The sequence below is a fragment of the Novilysobacter longmucuonensis genome, from assembly GCF_046600735.1.
Taxonomy (GTDB): domain Bacteria; phylum Pseudomonadota; class Gammaproteobacteria; order Xanthomonadales; family Xanthomonadaceae; genus Novilysobacter_A; species Novilysobacter_A longmucuonensis.
The window spans coordinates 18,626-41,608 of record NZ_JBJMAW010000003.1 but is presented as its reverse complement, the minus strand read 5'-3'; the positions used below and the strand labels follow the sequence as shown (position 1 = coordinate 41,608).

20 protein-coding genes are annotated in these 22,983 nt (G+C 68.9%); 9 read left to right on the top strand and 11 right to left on the bottom strand.

The genetic code is table 11. The features are described from left to right. Position 1 precedes the first annotated feature (1 nt). From ACJQWM_RS04235 to ACJQWM_RS04225, 3 genes are all read left to right on the top strand, one after another. Positions 2–1,285, top strand: a complete 1,284-nt coding sequence (locus ACJQWM_RS04235; protein ID WP_332707371.1) for a mechanosensitive ion channel family protein — start codon at positions 2–4, stop codon at positions 1,283–1,285. Positions 1,286–1,296: 11 nt separating this feature from the next. Beyond that, positions 1,297–1,779: a 2-amino-4-hydroxy-6-hydroxymethyldihydropteridine diphosphokinase gene (gene folK / locus ACJQWM_RS04230; protein ID WP_332707396.1), complete on the top strand. Its 483-nt coding sequence runs from the start codon at positions 1,297–1,299 to the stop codon at positions 1,777–1,779. A 246-nt stretch (positions 1,780–2,025) separates the two neighbouring features. Next, a complete protein-coding gene (locus tag ACJQWM_RS04225) occupies positions 2,026–2,856 on the top strand; it encodes a DUF6159 family protein (protein WP_332707367.1) in 831 nt (276 codons plus the stop codon). Positions 2,857–2,975: 119 nt separating this feature from the next. Here the strand turns inward: ACJQWM_RS04225 and ACJQWM_RS04220 are convergent, their stop codons facing one another. Further along, complete coding sequence (locus ACJQWM_RS04220; RefSeq protein ID WP_332707364.1) at positions 2,976–3,407, bottom strand: VanZ family protein; 432 nt, start codon at positions 3,405–3,407, stop codon at positions 2,976–2,978. After that, a complete protein-coding gene (locus ACJQWM_RS04215; RefSeq protein WP_332707361.1) occupies positions 3,404–4,588 on the bottom strand; it encodes a class I SAM-dependent methyltransferase in 1,185 nt (394 codons plus the stop codon). Before ACJQWM_RS04215 ends, ACJQWM_RS04220 begins: the two co-directional genes overlap by 4 nt. A gap of 180 nt (positions 4,589–4,768) precedes the next feature. On the opposite strand from ACJQWM_RS04215, the gene ACJQWM_RS04210 reads away from it, so the two are divergent. The 5 genes from ACJQWM_RS04210 to ACJQWM_RS04190 all read left to right on the top strand — a co-directional run bounded on the left by ACJQWM_RS04210 (position 4,769) and on the right by ACJQWM_RS04190 (position 11,608). Continuing rightward, complete coding sequence (locus ACJQWM_RS04210) at positions 4,769–5,506, top strand: pteridine reductase (RefSeq protein WP_332707393.1); 738 nt, start codon at positions 4,769–4,771, stop codon at positions 5,504–5,506. Between the two features lie 224 nt (positions 5,507–5,730). Further along, positions 5,731–7,743: a S9 family peptidase gene (locus tag ACJQWM_RS04205; RefSeq protein ID WP_332707358.1), complete on the top strand. Its 2,013-nt coding sequence runs from the start codon at positions 5,731–5,733 to the stop codon at positions 7,741–7,743. A 152-nt stretch (positions 7,744–7,895) separates the two neighbouring features. Continuing rightward, a complete protein-coding gene (locus ACJQWM_RS04200; protein ID WP_332707355.1) occupies positions 7,896–8,216 on the top strand; it encodes a thioredoxin family protein in 321 nt (106 codons plus the stop codon). 213 nt (positions 8,217–8,429) lie between these two features. Beyond that, on the top strand, positions 8,430–9,488 hold the full coding sequence (locus ACJQWM_RS04195) for a glycosyltransferase family 4 protein (protein WP_332707352.1): 1,059 nt from the start codon (positions 8,430–8,432) through the stop codon (positions 9,486–9,488). Further along, entirely contained in the window at positions 9,485–11,608 is a 2,124-nt protein-coding gene (locus tag ACJQWM_RS04190; RefSeq protein ID WP_411306685.1) for an amylo-alpha-1,6-glucosidase, read from the top strand. The genes ACJQWM_RS04195 and ACJQWM_RS04190 overlap by 4 nt, the downstream gene beginning before the upstream one ends. Positions 11,609–12,327: 719 nt before the next feature. Here ACJQWM_RS04190 and ACJQWM_RS04185 read toward each other — a convergent pair. The 5 genes from ACJQWM_RS04185 to ACJQWM_RS04165 form a co-directional block, all read right to left on the bottom strand. Then, on the bottom strand, positions 12,328–15,240 hold the full coding sequence (locus tag ACJQWM_RS04185; protein ID WP_332706818.1) for a PAS domain-containing sensor histidine kinase: 2,913 nt from the start codon (positions 15,238–15,240) through the stop codon (positions 12,328–12,330). 248 nt (positions 15,241–15,488) lie between these two features. Beyond that, a complete protein-coding gene (cyoE, locus tag ACJQWM_RS04180) occupies positions 15,489–16,397 on the bottom strand; it encodes a heme o synthase (protein WP_332706815.1) in 909 nt (302 codons plus the stop codon). Between the two features lie 114 nt (positions 16,398–16,511). Next, complete coding sequence (locus tag ACJQWM_RS04175; protein WP_332706812.1) at positions 16,512–17,696, bottom strand: COX15/CtaA family protein; 1,185 nt, start codon at positions 17,694–17,696, stop codon at positions 16,512–16,514. Positions 17,697–17,730: 34 nt separating this feature from the next. After that, positions 17,731–18,309 (bottom strand): SCO family protein, encoded by a 579-nt coding sequence (locus ACJQWM_RS04170; protein WP_332706809.1) that lies wholly within the window; start codon positions 18,307–18,309, stop codon positions 17,731–17,733. A 24-nt stretch (positions 18,310–18,333) separates the two neighbouring features. After that, a complete protein-coding gene (locus ACJQWM_RS04165; protein ID WP_411306684.1) occupies positions 18,334–19,113 on the bottom strand; it encodes an SURF1 family protein in 780 nt (259 codons plus the stop codon). Positions 19,114–19,146: 33 nt separating this feature from the next. Here ACJQWM_RS04165 and ACJQWM_RS04160 point away from each other — a divergent pair, with 33 nt between their 5' ends. Next, complete coding sequence (locus ACJQWM_RS04160) at positions 19,147–19,365, top strand: twin transmembrane helix small protein (RefSeq protein WP_332706806.1); 219 nt, start codon at positions 19,147–19,149, stop codon at positions 19,363–19,365. A gap of 124 nt (positions 19,366–19,489) precedes the next feature. On the opposite strand, the gene ACJQWM_RS04155 is transcribed toward ACJQWM_RS04160, so the two are convergent. The 4 genes from ACJQWM_RS04155 to ctaD form a co-directional block, all read right to left on the bottom strand. Further along, positions 19,490–20,368, bottom strand: a complete 879-nt coding sequence (locus ACJQWM_RS04155) for a cytochrome c oxidase subunit 3 (RefSeq protein WP_332706804.1) — start codon at positions 20,366–20,368, stop codon at positions 19,490–19,492. A 76-nt stretch (positions 20,369–20,444) separates the two neighbouring features. Further along, positions 20,445–21,065 carry a cytochrome c oxidase assembly protein gene (locus ACJQWM_RS04150; protein ID WP_332706801.1) on the bottom strand — a complete coding sequence of 207 codons (621 nt, stop codon included), beginning with the start codon at positions 21,063–21,065 and terminating at the stop codon, positions 20,445–20,447. After that, positions 21,062–21,196 carry a hypothetical protein gene (locus ACJQWM_RS04145; RefSeq protein ID WP_332706798.1) on the bottom strand — a complete coding sequence of 45 codons (135 nt, stop codon included), beginning with the start codon at positions 21,194–21,196 and terminating at the stop codon, positions 21,062–21,064. The genes ACJQWM_RS04150 and ACJQWM_RS04145 overlap by 4 nt, the downstream gene beginning before the upstream one ends. Positions 21,197–21,309: 113 nt before the next feature. Continuing rightward, on the bottom strand, positions 21,310–22,941 hold the full coding sequence (gene ctaD / locus ACJQWM_RS04140) for a cytochrome c oxidase subunit I (protein ID WP_332706795.1): 1,632 nt from the start codon (positions 22,939–22,941) through the stop codon (positions 21,310–21,312). Positions 22,942–22,983 lie beyond the last annotated feature (42 nt).

The window sequence follows — 22,983 nt, the reverse complement described above, 5'->3', positions numbered from 1 at the left end:
GATGGATCAATTTTCCGGGTTGTGGCAGCCGCTGACCGAACTTGCCTACGCGCCGACGGTGCTGTCCCTGATCGGGCTGCTGCTGGCGGCGTGGCTGGCGAACTGGGTGACCCGGCGCATCCTGCTACGCGTGGTGGTGCGGCTGGCGCAGGCCTCACCGATCCACTGGGACGACGTGATACTCGGCCGCGGCGTGCTGTCGCGGCTGGCGCACGTGGTGCCGGCGCTGGTGGTCTACGCCGGCATAGGCAACGTGCCGGAGCTGCCGGCCGCGGCGGCGCTGGTGGTGCGCAACGTCGCACTGGCCTACATGGCGCTGACCGTCGCACTGGCGATCGGCAACCTGTTCAACGCTCTCAACGACCTGTACGAGCGCGACCGCGCGCGCGCCCAGGCGCGGCCGATCAAGGGCTACCTGCAGCTGGCCAAGCTGGTGGTGTTCGTGCTGGCCGGCGTGCTGATGATCGCCGCGCTGATCGACCGCTCGCCGCTGCTGCTGCTGTCGGGCCTGGGCGCGATGACCGCGGTGCTGCTGCTGGTGTTCAAGGACACCATCCTGTCGCTGGTCGCCAGCGTGCAGTTGTCCAGCCACGACATGCTGCGCGTCGGCGACTGGATCGAGATGCCGGCGCTCGATGCCGACGGCGACGTGGTCGACATCGCGCTGCACACGGTCAAGGTGCAGAACTGGGACAAGACGATCACCACCATCCCGACCCATCGCCTGATCAGCGAGAGCTTCAAGAACTGGCGCGGCATGACCGACGCCGGCGGCCGCCGGATCAAGCGCGCGCTGCTGATCGACCAGAGCTCGGTGCGGTTCCTCGACCAGGACGAGCGCCAGCACCTGCGCCGCATCGCACTGATCGACGATTATCTGAACAAGCAGCGCGACGAACTGGAAGCGCACAACGCGCAGCTCCAGGCCGCCGGCAAGGACCCGGTCAACAACCGCCGCGCGACCAACCTGGGTACGTTCCGCGCCTACGTCGCGGCCTACCTGCGTGCGCATCCGGGCGTGCACCAGGGCATGACGCTGATGGTGCGCCAGCTGGCGCCGGGCCCGACCGGCCTGCCGATGGAGGTGTACTGCTTCTCGACCGATACCGGCTGGGTCGCCTTTGAAAATCTGCAGGGCGACATCTTCGACCATCTGCTTGCAGTCCTGCCCGAGTTTGGCCTGCGGCTGTTCCAGCAGCCCGGTGGCGCCGACGTGGCCGAGGCGCTGACGCGGGTGACCGCGGCGCCAGCGGCACGCGCCGGATCGGCCGCCGACCCCGCATGAGCCGTCCGCGGATCAGCCACGCCTACCTCAGCCTGGGCAGCAACATCGACGCCGAGGCCCACCTGCGCAGCGCCATCGCCGCGCTGCGCGAGCGCTTCGGCGAGGTGCTGGTGTCGCCGGTGTACCGCACGCGTGCGGTCGGTTTCGATGGCGCCGATTTCCTCAATGCCGCCGCGGTCATCGCCTCCGAACTCGACCCGTACCAGCTCAACGAGTGGCTGCACGCGCTCGAGGACGCACACGGGCGCGACCGCAGCGGGCCGCGTCATGGCGACCGCACGCTCGACATCGACATCGTGCTGTTCGACAACCGCGTACTCGAAGGCCCCGGCAACCTGCGTTTGCCGCGCCCGGAGCTCAGGCATGCGTTCGTGCTCAAGCCGCTGGCCGACATCGCCCCCGACGTGGTGGTGCCCGAGGACGGCCGCACCCTGGCGCAGATGTGGGCCGGGCACCGCGACAACGCGCTGCCGCTGGAAACGGTGGAGCTGTGATTGCCGGGCTGCTTGCGGCGATGGAAAGAAACCGCGAGCTGGCATCGCCGCACGCGTAGGAGCGGGCCATGCCCGCGATCGCCCCGCTACTGATGCCGCAATCGCGGGCGTGGCCCGCTCCTACAGGACCGTCGCACGGTGGGTGAGGCGTCCACCCGCCGCGGCCGATGGCATCATGTGCACACTCCTGCCGGGTATGGCAGGCCCGTATCCGCCCGGGCGCGGCGGTCACTTGGGGGCAGGACGATGTTCGAAAAGCTTTCGCGCAGTTGGGGATTGATCAAGGCGAGTGCGGCGGTGCTGCGCTCGGACAAGGAGCTGATGCTGTTTCCGGTGATCTCCTCGCTGGCCACGCTGGTGGTGCTGGCGACATTCGCGATTCCGGTATTCGCGCTGGGAATCTTTGCCGATGGCTTCAGCGTGGGCGGCGCGATCGTCGGCTTCCTGTTTTATTTTTGCCAGTACAGCGTGATCATTTTCTTCAACTGCGCGCTGGTCGGTGCGGCGATGATCCGGCTGCAGGGCGGTGACCCGACCCTGGCCGACGGTATCGGCATCGCCCGCTCGCGCATCCGCCCGATCCTGGGCTACGCCGCGATCGCCGCCACCGTCGGCGTGCTGCTGCAGTCGCTGAAGGGCCGCGACAACAACTTCATCGTGCGGCTGATCGGCGGCGGCCTGGGCGTGGCGTGGACGCTGGCGACGTTCCTGGTGGTGCCGGTGCTGGTCAGCCAGGACATCGGCCCGATCGATGCGCTCAAGCGCAGTGTGGCGCTGCTGAAGAAGACCTGGGGCGAGAACGCGATCGGCCACGTCGGCATCGGCGCGGCGTTCGGGCTGATCACCACCGCGGTGGTGCTGCTCGGCGCGTTGCTGGCATTCGCGGCGTTCCAGGTGTCGGTGGTGCTGGCCGGCGCGGTGATCGTGCTGTTCGTGCTCGGCGTGCTGATGCTGGGGGTGTACCAGTCGGCATTGAGCGGGGTGTACTCGGCCGTGCTGTACCGCTATGCCAACGACGGCGATGCGCCGCAGGCGTTCCACGGCGTGCAGCTGGAGCAGTCGTTCCGGGCGAAGTGAGGCGCCGGGTGACGCTTTTGTAGGAGCGGGCCATGCCCGCGACCCGGAAACTGGATTGCCCGGTCGCGCCCATGGGGCGCTCCTACATACAGGGGTGCGCCGGATCCGATGGAGCCGACCTACCTCGTGGGAGACCCGGGACCCAGCCGCGCGTCGAGCTTCTGCAGCCAGCGCGCGGCACGCGTTGCCGAGACCAGCAGGCCGAGCAGCACGCCCAGCGCGTTGGCCAGTGCATCGGCGCGGTCCGCCGCGCGGGTCTCGGTCAGCCAGCCCTGGCCGACCTCCAGCATGATGCCGATCAGCACCAGCGCCAGGCCCGCCAGCGCCTGGGCGCGCATCCGCGACAACAGCATCACCGCGTACGCCGACAGCGCCGCATAGGTCACCAGATGGGCGAACTTGTCGAAGCCGAGCATCGCTGGCGCCGGCAGTGAACTCGCCGGCGACAGCGACACCGCCACCACCGCCAGCAGCGCGGCCAGGCCGATCGCCAGCCACAACCGTGGCCGCTGCAACCGCCGCAGCGCCGGCGCGCGATCGCCCGCACTCACAGCCGGAAACTCAGGTCGCCGGCGAGGAATGCGGCGCCGAATTCGACGTCCTTCTGAAAGCCCATCACCTGGAAACGCTCGCCCATGCCACTGGGCAGGGTGAGCTGCTTGACCTCCTGGGTGCGGCGCAGGCGCTCGGTCTCATCGGTGATGCGTTCGATGCGCTGGAGGACGCCGGCCAGACCGTTGCCGAGCAGGAAGCTGGCCTGGTTGCAGTAGCCGGCGAAGTCGAACCCGGCGGCGACCCCGGCTTCGGCCAGCGCGGTGAAATCGACCGACGCGGTCAGGTCCTGCAGGCCCGGCCACAGCAGCGGCTCGCCGTGCATGCGGTGGCGGTAGAACGCGCGCAGGGTGCCGTCGTTGCGCTCGGGCAGGTAGTACTCGGCGCGCGGATAGCCGTAGTCGACAAACAGCATCGCGCCGCGCTTGAGCCCGCCCGATACCGCCTGGATCCAGTACGGCAGCTGCGGCAGCACCTCGGAGCGGTAGCCGTCGGGCAGCGCGCGCTCGAGCCGGCGCTCGATGTGGCGCACGGCATTGCCCAGGAACGCATCGGCCGGGCGCAACGCGCGCGCGAAGCCTTCGCCCTCCAGCACCACGTGCTCCTCGTGGACATCACCGCCGCGCATCGCAAAACGCGGCGTCGGCAGCGCATCGATCACCTCGTTGGCGAACAGCACGCCCTGCCAGTCGTGCGGCAGGGGTGCGTCGAGCCATTCGACCAGCTCGAACAGTGGCGGCGTCAGGCGCTGCTGCAGGCGCTCGCGCTGGCGTTGCTTCAACTGCGCGCTCGGTTCGAGGATCGCGTAGCGGTCGGGCAGCGCATCGAGTTCCAGCAGGCGCTTGAGCATGACCTCGGCGAACGCGCCGGTGCCGCCGCCCAGCTCCAGGAACATGGCGTCCGGTCCGATCTGCTGCAGCACCGGGGCGACGCTCTCGCCGACGCAGGCGGCAAAGATCGGCCCCAGCTCCGGCGCGGTCACGAAGTCGCCGGCCTCGCCGAACTTGCTGGCGCCGGCGCTGTAATAGCCCAACCCCGGCGCGTACAAGGCCAGTTCCATGAAGCGCGAGAACGCGATCACGCCATCGCTGGAGGCGATCTCGGCGCGGATCGCCTCGCTCAGCCGGGCGCTGTGCGCGGCCGCGTCGGTATCGGGCGGTGGCAGGGTGAAATCGCTCACGGCGGTGGGACTCGCGTTTACATCGGGTGTGACGGTCGCGCAGGATAGCCGTTCGTGCGGCAATGGCCGATGATCGGGCCGCCCCTGTAGGAGCGGCTTCAGCCGCGATACCGCGTCAACACAGCAAGCGCTCGCGGCTGAAGCCGCTCCTACAAAAGCCCCTCCGGAAGAGAGATGTCGATGCCCCCTGCCCCGGTCGCCCTCGTCACCGGCTCGGCCCGCCGCCTCGGCGCGGCGATCTCGCGCGCGCTGCATACGGCCGGCTTTGATCTGGCCCTGCATTACCGCAACTCGCGCGAGGAGGTCGAATCGCTGGCCGCCGAACTCGAACGCGCACGCGCCGGCAGCACGCTGATCCTGCAGGCGGAACTGGCCGACATCGAGCGCGTGCCCGAGCTGGTCGCCAGCACGGCGCGGCATTTCGGGCGGCTGGATGCGCTGGTCAACAACGCGTCGGGCTTCTCGCCCAGCCCGATCGGCCAGGCCACACCGGCGCAATGGGACGCGCTGTTCGCGAGCAACGCGCGCGCGCCGTTCTTCCTGGCCCAGGCCGCGGCGAGCCACCTGCGCGAGTCCGGCGGCGCGATCGTCAACCTCACCGACATTTACGGCGAGCGCCCGCTGCACGAGCACACCATCTACTGCATGGCCAAGGCCGCGTTGCTGATGGCGACCCGGTCGCTGGCGCTGGAGCTGGGCCCGCGGGTACGGGTCAACGCGGTGTCGCCGGGCGCGGTGCTGTGGCCGGAAAATTCAACCGATACCGCCGCGCACGACGCCCTGCTCGCGCGCACGCCGCTCGCGCGCACCGGCACCCCGGAGGAAGTCGCCGAGGCGGTGCGCTGGCTGCTGCAGGACGCGTCCTACTCGACTGGTCAGGTGCTGTACCTGGATGGCGGGCGAATGCTGGCCGGCTGAGGGGCATCCGGCACATGCGTCCGGTCGCACGAGGCACGCAAAAGGTGATTGCAGGCTGGGCTGACAAGCCCCGCTCCTTGCAGCCATGCAACGCCAGCCCCGCGAGGCGCCAGACCTCCCGCACAAGCGCCGGGCTTTGCGGCCCGGCCTACGCGTCTGGCAGCCTACAGGCGCCGTTTTAGAAGCTAAGCTTCGGCTTTCTTGCCTCGTCGGGGAATGCTCACATGCCACTGCACTACGTCCTGCCCTTCGCCCTCGCCCTGGTTTGTGCCGCGCCGGCTTTCGCGCAGGCGCCGGCGGTGCAGCGCGATACCGTCGGCAACCGGGTCAGCGAGAACATCCCGGCGATCCCGCCGGCGCTGATCGAGCGACTCAATCGTTACCAGAACACCCGAGGCGCCGGCTTCGCCGGCTGGACCCAGGACGGCTGTGTGCTGATCAGCACGCGCTTCGCCGAAACCAGCCAGGCCCATCGCGTGTGCGAGCCGATGGGCATGCGCGAGCAGCTCACGTTCTTCCCCGAGCCGATCAACAACGTCGGCACCGCGCCGCCGTCCTCGGACCTCGACGGGTTCGTGTTCGGCAAGGACATCGGCGGCAACGAGTTCTGGCAGCTGCACTGGTTCGACCTGGACCGACGCGAGGCGACCCTGCTGACCGACGGCGAGGCGCGCAACCAGGCGCCGCTGTTCTCGCATGACGGCGACCAGTTCGCCTACAGCAGCACGGTGCGCAACGGCACCGACACCGATGTGTGGGTGATGGACTTCGCCACCCGCCAGGCGCGGCCGGTGGTCACCGCCGGCGGCTCGTGGTACGCCCTCGATTTCTCGCCCCACGTCGGCCGGCTGCTGGTGAGCCGGTACGTCTCGGCCAGCGAGTCCTATCCGGGTGAGGTCGACCTGGCGACCGGCGAGCTGGAACTGTTCCCCGTCGACGGCGGCAAGGCGTCGTTCGGCGGATTCCGCTATGCACCCGATGGCCGCAGCGTGTACTTCGTATCCGACGAACCCATCCGCACTGATGACAGCGTGGACGAGCCTAGCGAGTTCCGTACGCTGCGCCACCACGACCCCGCCAGCGGCGCGGTGACCGAGCTCAGCGCGCATGTCCCATGGGGCGTGGAAGGCTTCGACATTGCCGGCGACGGGCGCCATCTGGCCTATGTCACCAACGAGGACGGCATCGAGAAGCTGCATGTCCTGACGGTGCCGGAGCACCGCCCGGTCGCGCTGCCGGATCTGCCGGCGGGGGTGATCGGCGGCTTCGGTTTTTCACCCGATGGCGATCGCCTGGCGCTGACGCTCAATACCGCGACCTCGCCGAGTGACGTATACGTGGTCGATCTTCGCGATACCACGCTCACGCGCTGGACCCGCAGCGAGGTCGGCGGCCTGGACACCGCGGATTTCGTCGCGCCGAGCCTGATCCGCTACCCGAGCTTTGACACGGTGGACGGTGCGCCGCGCACGATCCCGGCGTTCTACTACAAGCCCTCCGGCAGCGGTCCAGCCGGCAGTCGGGCCGGCGACAAGCTGCCGGTGGTGATCAACATCCACGGCGGCCCGGAAGGCCAGGCACTGCCGACCTTCAACCCGACCGCGCAATACCTGGCCAACGAGCTGGGCGTGGCCATGCTGGTGCCCAACGTGCGCGGCTCGGCCGGCTACGGCAAGACCTACCTCGGGCTGGACAATGCCGCCCTGCGCGAGGATTCGGTGCGCGACATCGGCGCGCTGCTGGACTGGATCGAGCAGCAGCCGGAGCTCGACGCCGAGCGCGTCGGCGTTTACGGCGGCAGCTACGGCGGCTACATGGTGCTGGCCTCGATGATGCTGTACCCCGAGCGGATCAAGGCGGGCGTCGACATCGTCGGCATCTCGCACTTCGGCACGTTCCTGACCAACACCGAGGACTACCGCCGCGACCTGCGCCGCGCCGAGTACGGCGACGAACGCGAGCCGGAGATCGCCGCGCTGTTCGAGCGCATCTCGCCGCTCAACCACGCCGATCGAATCAGCTCGCCGCTGTTCGTCGCCCAGGGCAAGAACGACCCGCGCGTGCCGTACACCGAGGCCGAACAGATCGTGGAGGCGGTGCGCGGCAACGGCCAGCCGGTCTGGTACCTGCTGTTCGACGACGAGGGCCACGGCTTCCGCAAGAAGAGCAACAGCGATTATTTCAATGCCGCGACGATGCTGTTCTGGCAGCGGCATTTGATCGGCGAGGGCGAATAAGGCCGCGTCTCCCGGGCCGACGTAGGCTGGGCTGATAAGCCCAGCACTCCGGATGCCGCGATTGCTGGGCTTACCAGCCCAGCCTACCCAGACTCGACCATCACCTGGAGTGGACTAGCGTCTCGCCCACTTCCGATGCCGAGAATGGAGTCGTGACCACCCGCGCCTATGCCGATAGCGAACCGTCGCGCGCCGCGATCGACGCCGCGGGCGGACCGCTCGTTGTCGAATTCGGCGCGCCGTGGTGCGGCCATTGCATCGCCGCGCAGGCGCCGATCGAGGCGGCGCTCGAACCGCATCCCGGCGTCCGCCACGTCAAGGTCGAGGACGGTCGCGGGCGGCGGCTGGGACGCTCGTTCCGGGTCAAGTTGTGGCCGACGCTGGTGTTCCTGCGCGACGGCGAGGAGCTCACCCGCCTGGTGCGGCCGACCGACACGGCCGCAATCCGCGAGGCGCTGCAGCAGATCCTGTAGAAGCGGCTTCAGCTGCGATTGCAGCTCCGGATCGCGCGCCCCGGCCCCCCGGATCGCGGCTGAAGCCGCTCCTACGGCGCTGCGGCACTGGCCACCACGCTGCGTAGACGCTGGCGCGCCTATACCGGCGCCACCCGGGTCTTTCGAGGTGCGGCCAGATGTGTGTTCAGACAGCGCGGCGCGCCGTGACCGTCCCGGCATGAACGCCGTGCCATGAAGATCGCCCAGATCGCGCCCTTGTGCGAGGCGGTGCCGCCGCGGCTGTACGGCGGCACCGAGCGCGTGGTTGCGCACCTGAGCGATGCGCTGGTCGACGCCGGGCATGCGGTCACGCTGTTCGCCGCGGCCGATGCCGACACCCGCGCGGTGCTGGTGCCGGTGCGCGACCGGGCCATCCGGCTGGACCCGGCACCGCTCAAGTCCGAGCTTGCCGCGCACCTGTCGATGCTGCACGAGGTGCACGCACGGGCGGACGAGTTCGACGTGCTGCACTTCCATCTCGACCTGCTGCACTACCCGGTCTTCGCCGACTGCGCCCCGCGCACCCTGACCACGCTGCACGGCCGCCTCGACCTGGACGACCTGCCGGGCGTGTACCGGCGCTGGCCGCAGTTTCCGCTGGTGTCGATCTCGCAGCGCCAGCGCGCGCCGCTGCCCGACGCCAACTGGCTCGGCACTGTGCACCACGGACTGCCGCTGGAGCTGTATCCGCTCACGCCGCGGCCGCGCGGCGGCTACCTGGCGTTCCTCGGCCGCGCCTCACCGGAGAAGGGGCTGGCCCGCGCGATCGCGATCGCCCGCCGCGCCGGCCTGCCGCTGCGGATCGCGGCCAAGGTCGACGACGTCGACCGCGCCTATTTCCACGACACCATCGCGCCGTTGCTGGGCGGGCCGGGCGTGGAGTTCATCGGCGAGATCGACGACACCGGGAAGGCGGCATTCCTCGGCGAGGCGCTGGCGCTGCTGTTCCCGATCGACTGGCCCGAGCCGTTCGGGCTGGTGATGATCGAGGCGATGGCCTGCGGCACGCCGGTGATCGCGTGGAATCGCGGCGCGGTGCCGGAGCTGCTCGAGGATGGCGTGTGCGGGCGCATCGTCGCGTCGGAAGCCGAGGCGGTCGCGGCCATCGGCGAGGTGATCGCGCTGGACCGCGCCACCATCCGCGCGGTGTTCGAGCGGCGCTTTTCCGCCGCCGCCATGGCGCAGGGCTACCTTGCGTTGTATTGGCGGATACTCGATGCGCAGCGCCACGACCTGCGGCTGCACGCATGAGCGCCGACGCCGCCGCCAGTGCCGCGCTGTACGCCAGCCACGTGCTCAAGGACGGCGACAGCTTCTTGGTCGCCAACGGCTACGGCGACATCGACAGCGGCAGCAACGGCCTGTTCCGCGACGACACCCGGCTGCTGTCGCGCTACCGCCTGCGCCTGGGCGAGACCCAGCCGGCGCTGCTCAATGGCGCGGTCACCAGCGACAACGTGTTCTTCGTCGCCCACCTGACCAATCGCCAGTTGCCGTTGCTGGGCGAGTCGGCCGCGCCGGAGGGGCTGGTCCACATCAGCCGCTCGCGGTTCCTGCTGGGCGAGCGCATGTACGAGCGGATCGCCTGCCGCAACTACGGTAGCCGCGGGGTGATCGTACCGTTGCGGATCGAGCTGGACGCCGATTTCCGCGACATGTTCGAGGTCCGCGGCAGCGTGCGGCCGGCACGTGGCGAGCTGCTGCCGCGCGAGCCGCGCGGCAATGGGGTGCTGTTCCGCTACCGCGGCCTGGACGAGGTGGTGCGCACCTCGGTGGTGGCATTCTCGCGTGCGCCCGAGCAGGTGATTGACGAGGTGCTGGAGTTCCCGATGCGGCTGGCGCCGGGCGCGCGCGACGAGCTCTACGTCGAAGTCGGCACGGTTGCCGAAAGCGTGCCGGCGCGCGCGCGTTACCGCGCCGCGGCCGCGCAGGCCCGGCGGCGCATGCGCGAGCGCCAGCGGCGCGGCGGCCGGATCGGCAGCGGCATGCCGCTGTTCGACGCCTGGATGCAGCGCTCGCGGGTCGACCTGGCGCTGCTGACCAGCGAGCTGGAAACCGGCCCGTATCCGTATGCCGGCATCCCGTGGTTCTCCACCCCGTTCGGGCGCGACGCGGTGGTCACGGCGCTGCAGACCCTGTGGCTGGACCCCGGACTGGCGCGCGGGGTGCTGGCGTTCCTGGCCCGTCATCAGGCGCAGGAGGAGTCCTCGTTCCTCGACGCGGCGCCGGGCAAGATCATGCACGAGACCCGCAAGGGCGAGATGTCGGCGACGCGCGAGTTGCCGTTCGGGCGCTACTACGGCGGCGTCGACACTACCCCGTTGTTCGTGCTGCTGGCCGGCGCCTACGCCCGCCGCAGCGGCGACATGGCATTCGTGGAGACGCTGTGGCCGGCGTTGCTGGCGGCCACGGCGTGGATCGAGCGGGCCTGCGACCAGAACCGCTCGGGCTTTCTCGACTACGCCCGCGGCGAGGACTCGGGACTGGCCAACCAGGGCTGGAAAGACAGCGAGGACTCGGTGTTCCATGCCGACGGGCGATTCCCGTCGGGGCCGATCGCGCTGGTCGAGGTGCAGGGCTACGCGTTCGCCGCATTCCAGGCAATGGCCACGCTGGCCCGGCGCCGCAGCGACCCGGCCGCGGCCGATCGCTGGCTCGAGCGCGCCGAGGCCCTGCGCGCGGCGGTCGAGGCACGGTTCTGGATGCCCTCGCGCGAGTTCTACGGCATCGCGCTGGACGGCGAGGACCAGTTGTGCGAAGTGCGCGCGAGCAATCCCGGGCACCTGCTCTACGTCGGCCTCTGCGATGACCAGCGCGCCGCCCACGTGGCCGAGCAGCTGATGTCGCCGGCGTTCAACAATGGCTGGGGCGTGCGCACGCTGGCCCGCGGCGAGCCGCACTACAACCCGATGTCGTACCACAACGGTTCGGTCTGGCCGCACGACAGTGCGCTGTGCGCGGCGGGAATCGCGCGCTACGGCCACCGCGGCGCGGCGGTCAAACTGCTGCACAGCGCGTTCGAGTCGGCGGTGCATTTCGACATGCGCCTGCCGGAGCTGTTCTGCGGCTTCACCCGCGCGCAAGGCGCGCAGCCGATCCCGTACCCCGTCGCCTGCCTGCCGCAGGCGTGGGCGGCTGGCTCACCGTTCATGCTGCTGCAGGCCTGCCTGGGGGTCGACATCGACGCCTGGTCGGGCGAGATCAACGTCGACCGCCCGCAACTGCCACCCGGCATCGACGAGGTGCGCCTGCGCGACATCAGCGTCGGCGACAGCTGCACCGACCTGGTGTTCCAGCGCTCCGGCGAGCGCATCGGTGTGTTCGCCGAAAGCCGCAACGGCGTGGCCGCGCCGGTGCGCCTGCGTAGCTGACGGCCGTTCCGCGCCGATGGTTTCGGGCTCCCGTAGAGCCGAGCTTGCTCGGCTGCTTCTGCGCGGCGCAGGGCAGCGCAGCCAGCTCCGTTCTACGCTTTTGTAGGAGCGGGCCATGCCCGCGATGGGAATTGGTAGTAAACCGATCTCGCCATGGGCGCTCCTACGGGGCGGGTGTCGTAGAGCCGAGCTTGCTCGGCTGCTCCACCGCGAAGGCGCCAGCGGAGCAAGCTCCGCTCTACGCTTTTGTAGGAGCGGGCCATGCTCGCGATGGGAATTCGTAGTAAAGCGATCGCGCCCATGGGGCGCTCCTGCGAGGCGCGTGTCGTAGAGCCGAGATTGCTCGGCTGCTCCACCGCGAAGGCGCCAGCGGAGCAAGCCCCGCTCTACGCTTTTGTAGGAGCGGGCCATGCCCGCGATGGGGATTCGTAGTAAACCGATCTCGCCATGGGCGCTCCTACGGGGCGGGTGTCGTAGAGCCGAGCTTGCTCGGCTGCTCCACCGCGAAGGCGCCAGCGGAGCAAGCCCCGCTCTACGCTTTTGTAGGAGCGGGCCATGCCCGCGATGGGAATTCGTAGTACAGCGATCGCGCCCATGGGGCGCTCCTACGGGGCGGGTGTCGTAGAGCCGAGCTTGCTCGGCTGCTCCACCTCGAAGGCGCCAGCGGAGCAAGCTCCGCTCTACGCATCGGTAGCGGCCCGGCTACAGTTGCCTGCCACTCAGACCGGCAGGCGCACCACGAACTCGCTGCCCTGGCCCGGGCCTTCGCTATGGGCCTGAACCGTGCCGCCGTGCAGTTCCACCAGCCGCTGCACCAGAGTCAGGCCGATGCCGAGGCCGCCCTGCGAGCGCTCCACGGACTGGTCGACCTGGGTGAACATCCCGAACACATGCAGCAGCATGTCCGCGGCGATGCCGACGCCGCTGTCGGTGACTGTCACCACGGCCTCGGCGGCGTCGCATTCGGCCACGATGGCGATCTGGCCGCCCGGTTCGGTGTATTTGCGCGCATTGCTGAGCAGGTTGCCGAATACCTGCGCCAGGCGCACCGGGTCAGCCTGCAGGTGCACCGGCTGCGGCGGCAGCGTCACGGTCAAGGCATGCCCGACCGCGTCGATCGCCGGGCGGGCGGTGTCGACCACCTGCTCGATGATCGCTCTCAGGTCGACCCGCTCGCGCCGCAGCTCGATCTTGCCGCGGCTGATGCGACTGACATCGAGCAGGTCATCGACCAGCCGGACCATCTGGCCGACCTGGCGGTCCATGACCCCGTACATGGAGGCCACCGCATCGGCATCGCCGCCGGCCATCCGCAGGATCTCCAGGGCGTTACGGATTGGCGCCAGCGGGTTGCGCAGTTCGTGGGCCAGCACCGCCAGGAACTCGTTCTTGCGGCGGTCGGTTTCCGACAGCGCCGCGGCCAGCTGGCGCAGCTCCTGCGCGGTCTGCTTCTGCTGTTCGATGTCGGTGTTGGAGCCGACCCACATCACCACCCGCCCGGCCTCGTCGCGCATCGGGCGGCCGCGGCTGACGTGCCACCGGTACTGGCCGTCGGCGCGGCGGAAGCGGTGCTCCTGCAGCAACGACTCTTCGGAATCGACCGCGTGCCGCCAGCGCCGCATGGTCTCGTCGGCATCATCGGGATGGACGAATTGGGTCCAGCCCCAACCCAGGATCTGCTCCTGGCTCAGCCCGGTGAACTCGCTCCATTGCGGGTTGAAATAATCGATGGTGCCGTCAGGCGTGGCGGTGAAGATCTTCTGCGGCATCGAATCGAGCACGAAACGCAGGCGCGTCTCGCTCTCGCGCAGGCGCGTCTGCGCCTTCTGGCGGTCGGTGACCTCCAAAAACAGCGCGGCGAAACGGTTCGGCTCCGGGCGGAACGCGTGCACCTCGTACCAGCGGTCGAGCGCGGCCACGTGGCGCAGGAAGTTGGCCGGCTGACCGGTTGCCGCCACATCGGCGAACTCGGCGACCCATTCGGGTTCGACGCCCGGCACGACCTCGTTGAGGGTCCGGCCCTGGGATGCTTCCCGCGACAGGCCGGTGATCTGTTCCCAGGAGGCGTTCATTTCAAGATAACGCCAGTCCACCGGGGTACCAGTGCGATCGTGCACGATCTCGCCGAGCACGAACCCCTCGTGCAGACGCTCGAAGATGCCGCGCCAGCGTGCCTCGCTTTCGGCCAGCGCGGCCTGGGCGCGCTTGTGTTCGGTGATGTCGCGCAGGTAGGCGGTGAACACCGGCGCGCCTTCCAGCGGAATGCGGGTGACGGTCAGCTCCACCGGGAACTCGCTGCCATCGGCGCGCAGGGCCGACAGCTCCAGGCGCTGGTCGAGGATCGGGCCTTCGCCGGTCGCCAGGTAGTGCGCCACTCCCTTGCGATGCCGCTCGCGATAGGCCGGCGGGATCATCACCTCGCCCAGCGGCCGGCCCAGCACCTGCTCGCGCCGGTAGCCGAAGGTGCGCTCGGCGGCGGCATTGAACTCGATGATGGTGTCTTCGTGGTCGGTGCTGATGATGCAGTCCAGTGCCGCCTCGAACGCGGCGTTCCTGCGGTCGTGCGCCTGTTTGAGGTTCTTCTCGGCCTCGCGGCGCTCGGTCACGTCGCGGAAGATCAGCACCACGCCGAGCACCTCGCCGTGCTCGCCGTGGATCGGTGCGGCGCTGTCGTCGATCGGCCGCTCCAGACCGTCGCGGGTGATCAGCAGCGTGTGGTTGGCCAGCCCGACGATCACGCCTTCGCGCAGCGCGCGCGTGGCCGGGCTCTCGACCGGCTGGCGCTCGTCCTCGTCGATGATCCGGAACACCTCCTCCAGCGGCCGCCCGGCGGCCTGGTCGCTGTCCCATCCGGTCAGCGCCTCGGCCACCGCGTTGAGGTAGGAGACGCGCCCGCGGGTGTCGGTGGTGATCACCGCATCGCCGATGCTGGCCAGGGTCACCCGCAGCCGCTCGCGGCTGGTCCACAGTTCGCGCTCGCCGCGCAGGATGCCGCGGCTCACCACCACGCCGGTCGCCACCGCGAGCAGCACCCCGATCCCCAGCAGGACCAGCGAGAAAATCGCGATGGTGCGCAGGTCCGAAAGCGCCACATACCGGCGCTGGTTGTAGGCCTCGACCGCTTCGGCCTGGACCTCCTCGTCCAGCAGCCGCTCCAGCGTTACGCGGCGGGCGTAGAACTCCGCCGAGGGCGCCGGGGGCACCGGCGCGCCAGCGCTGTCGGCATCGAGCAGTTCACGGCCGAGCGCCCGTAACCGCCCCCACGATGGCTCCAGCCGCGCAGCGAGCACGCGCTGCCGGTCGGTGCTGGCATAGCGGCGGTAGTCCTGCAGCCGTCGCTCCACCCCGGCGGCCTGGCGCACCGCGTCCTGTCGCGCCCGCGGGTCCCGGTTCTGGGCGTACTCACGCACCGCCAGCGAATAGCCCAGCGTGTTGACTTCCAGTTGGCGCGCGGCGGCGCTGAGGTTGCGCGCCTGGCTGATGCCGTCGATCTGCGCCTCGATAGACAACGAGCGGGTGAGGATCGCCAGGCCCAGCAACACCAGCAGGCCGGTCAGCGTGCCGAAACCGAGCCACAGGCGCCTGGATGTTTTGCTGCCGGTCGGCCGCCGCGGCGGGCGCTGCCGGCTCACGGTCCTGCCCCCGGCTGCGACGCGCCCGCCTGCCACGGATTGGCATCGCAGCCCGCCCTCACACGCCGGCCCGAAGTGGAGACTTTGTCGTTGGCATTGTGCCCATCCCTGTCAGAACGCTGGTTAGCACCCCATTCAACCAGAGTGGCGTGGGATTGAAGTGAAGCGGCCGGCGGACCCGTGCGCAGCATTGGCCCGGCGGTGCAGCGCGCTTCAAGGCGACCCTGCCCCGTTCACGCAGCCGTAGCTCAGGCGACGGGCTGCAGCTCCAGGCCCGGCGCCGGCTGCATGAACGGCAGCAGCCAGTGGTCCAGCAACAAAAATCCAAACAGCGCCATCAGGTACACGATCGAATAGTTGAACACCTTCATCGCGTACAGCTCGTCGGGCGGGTCCATCAGTTTCCAGGCGTAGCCGAGGAACACCGCGCCGAGCACCAGCGCGCCGCCGAGGTAGAACAGCCCGCTCATGCCGGTGACCCACGGCAGCACGGTCACCACCAGCAGCAGCACGGTGTAGAACAATATCTGCCAGCGGGTGTACTGCACGCCGTGGGTGACCGGCAGCATCGGCACCATCGCGCGCGCATAGTCCTCGCGCCGGAAGATCGCCAGCGCCCAGAAGTGCGGCGGGGTCCAGACGAAGATGATCAGCACCAGCAGCAGCGCGTGCGGGTCGAGCGTGCCGGTGATCGCGGCCCAGCCCAGCGCCGGCGGCGCGGCGCCGGCGATGCCGCCGATCACGATGTTCTGCGGGGTGGCGCGCTTGAGGAAGACGGTGTAGATCACCGCGTAGCCGATCAGCGAGGCGAAGGTCAGCAGCGCGGTCAGCACGTTGACCCACAGCACCAGGATCGTCATCGACAGCGCCGCCAGCACCAGCGCGAACACCAGCGCGTGCGCGGGGGTGATCTGCCCGACCACGATCGGACGCCACGAGGTGCGCGCCATCTTGGCGTCGATGCGCGAATCGAGCAGCTGGTTGATCGCCGCGGCCGAGGACGCGGCCAGCCAGATGCCGATGAAACCCAGCACCGACTCACGCAGCGGCGGCAGACCCGGCACCGCGAGGAACATGCCGACGATCGCGGTGAACACGATCAGTGCGACCACGCGCGGCTTGGTCAGGTCGAAGTATTGGCGGAGGGTGGCGGACATCGTGGGGTCGATAGTGAATGGGTGCACAGTGAATTGTAAAAGTGAAGGCCGAGAGCCAGAAAACAGGTCGACAACCAGCGCCTGCGGTTTACCGGTTTACCGGTTTACCGTTTTTCACCGCTCCGGGCTGCGCAGCCGCGCCAGCAGCGACACCAGCAGGAACAACAGCATGACCGCCCCGGCCACGTGCAGCATGGCCACCAGCAGCGGCAGCGCCAGCTTGACGTTGGCGATGCCGAGGCCGACCTGCAGCAGCGCGGTCAGCGCGAGCATGACCGCCCAGGCGCGCAGGCCCGGCGTGCGCAGCAGCCGGTAGGCCAGCGCCAGCAGGTAGACCAGCACCACCGCCGCCATCATCCGGTGCGCCAGCTGGATCGCGATGCGTGCCTCGCCGTCCAAGATGCCGCCCTCGTAGTCGACGCCGATACCGCGCCACAGCACGAAACCCTCGCGGAAATCATGCGCCGGCCACCACTGGCCCACGCACTTGGGAAAGTCCAGCCAGTGCGCGGTGTCGCCGGTCCAGCCGCCGGCACCGCACGACAGCGCCGCATAGTTGGCGCTGGTCCAGCCGCCCAGCGCGATCTGGATGGCCAGCAGCGCGATCCCGACCGCCACCCAGCGCCGCAGCTCCGGTGCCTGCACCAGCCGGATCGGCACGCCGGTCGCGCGCCAGGCCATCCACAGCAGCAGCGAGAACGTCAGCATCCCGCCGAGCAGGTGCGCGGTCACCACCACCGGTTTGAGCAGCCAGGTCACCGTCCACATGCCGAGCAACGCCTGGACGATGATCACCGCCAGGGTGAGTGCGGCGACCCGGGACAGGTCCAGGTTGCTCCAGCGCCACGCGGCCAGCAGCAGGATCGCCTCGGCGATCAGCGCCAGCGCCGCCGCTGCCGTGTACCAGGCCTGCATGTACAGCCCGATCGCGACCGCGACCAGGCCGGCGGATGCCAGAATCTGCGCGATTCCCAGGCGCCGCTTGCGCGCGGCCAGCAGCGCCAGCACCAGCACCAGTACGCCCAAGGTCGCGGCGATGTGGCGGTGGACCTGTTCGCGCCAGGCCTTGTGGGTCTCCAGCGGGCGGATCGCGGTGGCGGCGTGCGACTCCACCTCCTGGGCCGCGCTCGGCCACGCCGCGCGGCCGTAGCAGGTCGGCCAGTCCGGGCAGCTCAGGCCGGCGTCGGACAGTCGCACGAACGCGCCGAAGATGATCACGACCAGTGCCAGCGCCACCGCCAGCCAGGCGATGCGGTGCAGGTGGCGGGAGTAGGCGGCGGTGTTGAACGCGGGGGTCATCCGGAGCTCGGGGCGATGCCGGTGCCGGGCTGCATCAGCGCAGCTTCAGCAGCCGGGACAGGTCGGTGCGCAGCCCGGCCGGATCGAAGCCGGCAGGGTAGCGCATGATCACGAAGCCGTTGGGGTCGATCACGTACACCGGCACGCCCTCGCGCGGCTCGTCGGGGGCGCCGTCCACGCGCGGCAGGGCGGCGCGGATGGCCGGGTCGGGCTGCAACTGGCGCAGCGCATCCGGATGCAGCACCTGCGCCGGCGGCGTGCCGACCCACAGCACGTGGACGCGATCGGCGTCCTTGCCGAACAGCCGCCAGACCTTGTCGAGGTCGCGCGCGAGCTTTTCGCATTCGGTGGTGCACGAGGCCGGCGGCGCCAGCGCGATGCGCCAGATGCGCGCGCGCTGGTCCCAATGGTAGGCACCGCCGCCGGCCAGCGTCGGCACCACCTGGCGCAGGTCGCCGGGCGGCTGCAGCAGCTCGCCGTGGTTCTTCATGCCCTCCGGGCGCCAACCCGAGAAGCGCAGCAGGCCGGCGACCAGCATGCTGCCGAAGAACATCGCGAAGATCGCGATCAGCCACATCCGGTTGCGGTTGCGGGTTCGGCTATCGACGTTCATTGGTGGCGGCTCATCGGCGGCGGCTCATCGGCTGGGTGATCGGGATGATCTGCGGAAAGTGAGGACAAGGGCGGTGACCAGCACCGTCAACGCCAGTCCGAACCACTGCACCGCATAGCCGCGGTGCTTGGCCGGCGGCAGGGTATTGGCGAGCAGTTCGAGATCGCGATCAAAGCCCAGCGGCAGTGCCGGGTCGAGCCGCAGCACGCGCGGGGCCAGCGGGACGGGCAGCTCCGCCGCGCGCGTGATGGCGTCGGTCTCGAGCCGCATCATCAGCCACGCGCCATCGTCGCGCACCAGCGCATTGCCGAGCGCGAGACCGGCCGATGGCGGCGGCGTCAGCAGCCCACGCAATTCCAGCGTGCCGGCCGGGCGCTCGACCACCGGCATTTCGCGGGTACCCTCCAGCGGCAGCCAGCCGAGCTCGACCAGCAGCGGGGGGCCCTGCAGCGGGACGAAGATCCGGTACGCGCGCACGCCATTGCGGCCGTCGCGTTGCTGGTTGTCGAGTAACAGCGCGTCGCGCGGGTCGAAGCGGCCGCGGCCGGCGGCCCAGTCGTAGCGTGTCGTGCGGTCCGGGTCGGCCGCCGCCGCCAGCGGCAGCGCGCGGCGTTCGCCCAGCACGCGGTCGGCGGCATCGAGCATCGCCTGCTTGTCCGCGCCGCGCCGCAGCTGCCACGCGCCAAGATTGGCGAACGCCGCGATCGCCAGCACCGCCAGCGTCCAGCCGAACACCAGGTTCCAGCGCCTGCCGGCCACGACACGGCTCACGCCGGACGGCCGGTCGGCTGCGATAATCGGCACCTGGCGCCGCCCCGGCGCACCGCGGACCCCGCCATGAACGATTCGCTGAAAACCCTGCTGGTCATCGCCTTCCTGATCCTCATACTCTGGAACCTCGGCGCCGGGCTTTACTACATGCTGGTGGACAAGGGCCAGAGCAAGCGCACGGTCAACGCACTGACCCGTCGCATTGCGCTTTCGGTGGCGCTGATCCTGCTCGTCGCGCTGTCGATCTACATGGGCTGGATCACGCCGCACGGCGTTGGCGGCTGAGCGCTCGGCTCATCCACGTCCACGTAATGCTCCTGTAGGAGCGCCCCATGGGCGCGATGCTTTCGCTTCGTCCGCACGAAAGGCATCGCGCCCATGGGGCGCTCCTACATTGGTCCCGCGCTGCTTACAGCACGTAGACGAACAGGAACAATCCCAGCCAGACCACGTCGACGAAGTGCCAGTACCAGGCCACCGCTTCGAAGCCGAAGTGGTTGTCCTTGTCAAAGTGGCCCTTCAGGCAGCGGAACCAGATCACCGCCAGCATGATCGTGCCCAGGGTCACATGCAGGCCGTGGAAGCCGGTGAGCATGAAGAAGGTCGAGCCGTAGATGCCCGAACCCAGGGTCAGGTTGAGGTCGCGGTAGGCGTGGATGTACTCCTCGACCTGGAAGAACAGGAACAGCGCGCCCAGCAGCACGGTCGCACCGAGCCAGAACAGCAACTGCCCGCGGTGGGCCGCCTTGAGCGCGTGGTGGGCGATGGTGATGGTCACGCCCGAGGCGAGCAGGATCAGGGTGTTCAGCAGCGGCAGGCCCCAGGCCGGGATGGTCTCAAAGGTGCCGCCGACCACGCCCGGCCCGCTGCTCGGCCAGCCGGTGCTGAATTCAGGCCACAGCAGGCTGTTGGTCAGCATGCCGTCGCCCGCGCCGCCGAGCCACGGCAGCGCGTACTGGCGCGCGTAGAACAGCGCACCGAAGAACGCGCCGAAGAACATCACCTCCGAGAAGATGAACCACACCATGCCCATGCGGAACGAGGTGTCGACCTGCTTGTTGTAGCGGCCGCCGACCGACTCGCGGATCACGTCGCCGAACCAGGCGAACAGCACCGCGATCGTCAGCGCGACGCCGACCAGGAACACCCACATCCCCCAGCCCGCATCGTTGAGCCAGTTGGCCACGCCGATCATCGTGATGAACAGCGTGATCGAGCCCAGGAACGGCCAGCGGCTGCTGTGCGGCACGAAATAGATGTTGGCGTCTGGCGTATGGGCTTGGGCCATGGCGGCGGCTTCCGTAATGTGGTGCTGGATGTGGTGGAAAGGCGGTGACGGCGATCAGGTGGCGATGCCCGGACGATCAGCGGGTGGCGGCAAGCCTGTCATCGTCGCTTGAGGCGCGGGCGGTAAGCACGTCGTTCTTGAAAAACGTATACGACAGGGTGACCGTCTTGATGTCGGCCGGCAGGTTGGGGTCGATGATGAAGCGCACCGGCATGTCGCGCGCCTCGCCGGCCTGCAGGGTCTGCGCTGTGAAGCAGAAGCACTCGGTCTTGTTGAAGTAGCCCGACGCCCGCGCCGGCGCGACCGACGGGGTCGCGCTGCCGACGACCACCCGATCGCTGGTGTTGCGCGCGTAGTAGGTGGTCTCGTACTGCTGGCCGGGGCGCACGCGCATGTCGAGCTGGTGCGGCGAGAACTCCCACGGCAGCCTCGAGTTGACCCCGCCGTCGAACTGCACCGTGACCCAGCGTTCGGTTGCCGGCGTGCGGGCCTCCTGCACGCCCTCGGCGACCCCACGCTCCAGGCGGATGCCGAACACCTTCTCGCAAGCGATCCGGTACAGCGGCACCAGGCTGAAGGTGAACGCGAACGCACCCAGCGCGACCAGCACCATCTTGACGATGCCGGTGCTGCTCTTGCGCGGCGCGTTGCGGTTGCCGTTGCTGGCGGCGGCCTGGTGGGTGGTGTCCTCGTTCATCGCCCGATCACTCCGGTCAGGATGAAGCCGACATAGACCACGACCGCGACTGCCGCCACCCACAGCGCGGTGCGCCGCGCGCGCTGGCGGCGGACATCGACATCGTTGCGGCGGTCATCGGGTGGACTCATCAACTCTCATCGAACGTCCGCAAAGGTCGCGAAATACGCAAAGTTCGTTTCTGCTTTTCATTTTGCGCCTTTCGCGTCCTTGGCGGACCGCTTCATGCTTTTGGCGGATCGCCTCAGTGGCTGATATCGCCGTGGGCGAGGTCGCCGTCGCGGATCACCGGCGCGCTGGTGAAGGTGTGGTGCGGCGCCGGGCTCGGCACGGTCCACTCCAGGCCGCGGGCGCCCTCCCAGGCGCGGGCCTCGGCCGGCGCACCGTGCTTCTTGGACTGCCACAGGATGTAGAACATCAGGAACGGCGTGACGAACATGCCGAACGCACCGATCGAGCTGACCAGGTTCCAGTCGGCGAACACCACGTTGTAGTCCGGGATGCGCCGCGGCATGCCGGCCAGGCCGAGGAAGTGCTGCGGGAAGAACAGCAGGTTGACGAACACCATCGTCCACCAGAAGTGGAACTTGGCCAGCCCTTCGTTGTACATGCGCCCGGTCCACTTCGGCCACCAGTAGTACACCGCGGCGATGATGCCGAACAGCGCGCCGGTGACCAGCACGTAGTGGAAGTGCGCGACCACGAAGTAGGTGTCGTGGTACTGGAAGTCGGCCGGCACGATCGCCAGCATCAGCCCGGAGAAGCCGCCGATGGTGAACAGGATCACGAACGCGATCGACCACAGCATCGGCGACTCGAAGGTCAATGAGCCGCGCCACATCGTGGTCACCCAGTTGAAGATCTTTACCCCGGTCGGGATCGCGATCAGCATCGTGGCGAACATGAAGTAGATCTCGCCGCCCAGCGGCATGCCCACGGTGAACATGTGGTGGGCCCAGACGATGAACGACAGGAACGCGATCGCCGCGATCGCGTAGACCATCGCCTGGTAGCCGAACAGCGGCTTGCGCGCGAAGGTCGGGATGATCTCGCTGACGATGCCGAACGCCGGCAGGATCATGATGTAGACCTCCGGGTGCCCGAAGAACCAGAAGATGTGCTGGAACATCACCGGGTCGCCGCCGCCGGCGGCATTGAAGAAGCTGGTCCCGAAGAACTTGTCGGTCAGCAGCATGGTCACCGCGCCGGCGAGTACCGGCATGACGGCGATCAGCAGGAACGCGGTGATCAGCCACGACCAGCAGAAGATCGGCATCTTCAGCAGGTCGATGCCCGGGGCGCGCATGTTGAGGATGGTGGCGATAACGTTGATCGCGCCCATGATCGAGCTGATGCCCATCAGGTGGATCGCGAAGATCACGAACGCGACGTTGCTGCCGCCCTGCAGCGACAGCGGCGGGTACAGGGTCCAGCCGCCGGCGGGGCCGCCGCCGGGCAGGAACAGGGTCATCAGCAGCAGGGTGAAGGCGAACGGCAGGATCCAGAACGACCAGTTGTTCATGCGCGGCAGCGCCATGTCCGGCGCGCCGATCTGCAGCGGGATCATCCAGTTGGCCAGGCCGACGAACGCCGGCATCACCCCGCCGAAGATCATCACCAGCGCGTGCATGGTGGTCATCTGGTTGAAGAACATCGGGTCGACCCACTGCAGCCCGGGGGTCTGCAGCTCCAACCGGATGATCACCGACATCGCCGCGCCGATGAGGAACATGGTGAAGCTGAAAAGCAGGTACAGCGTGCCGATGTCCTTGTGGTTGGTCGAGAAGAACCAACGCTCGACGAACCCCTGCTTATGGGCGTGGTCGTCGTGGTGCCCGTCAGGGGCGTTAGCGACAGCGGAGTGCGTGGCAGCCATGGCCTACCTCAAAAAGAATGCTTGGCGAAAATAGTGGGCGAA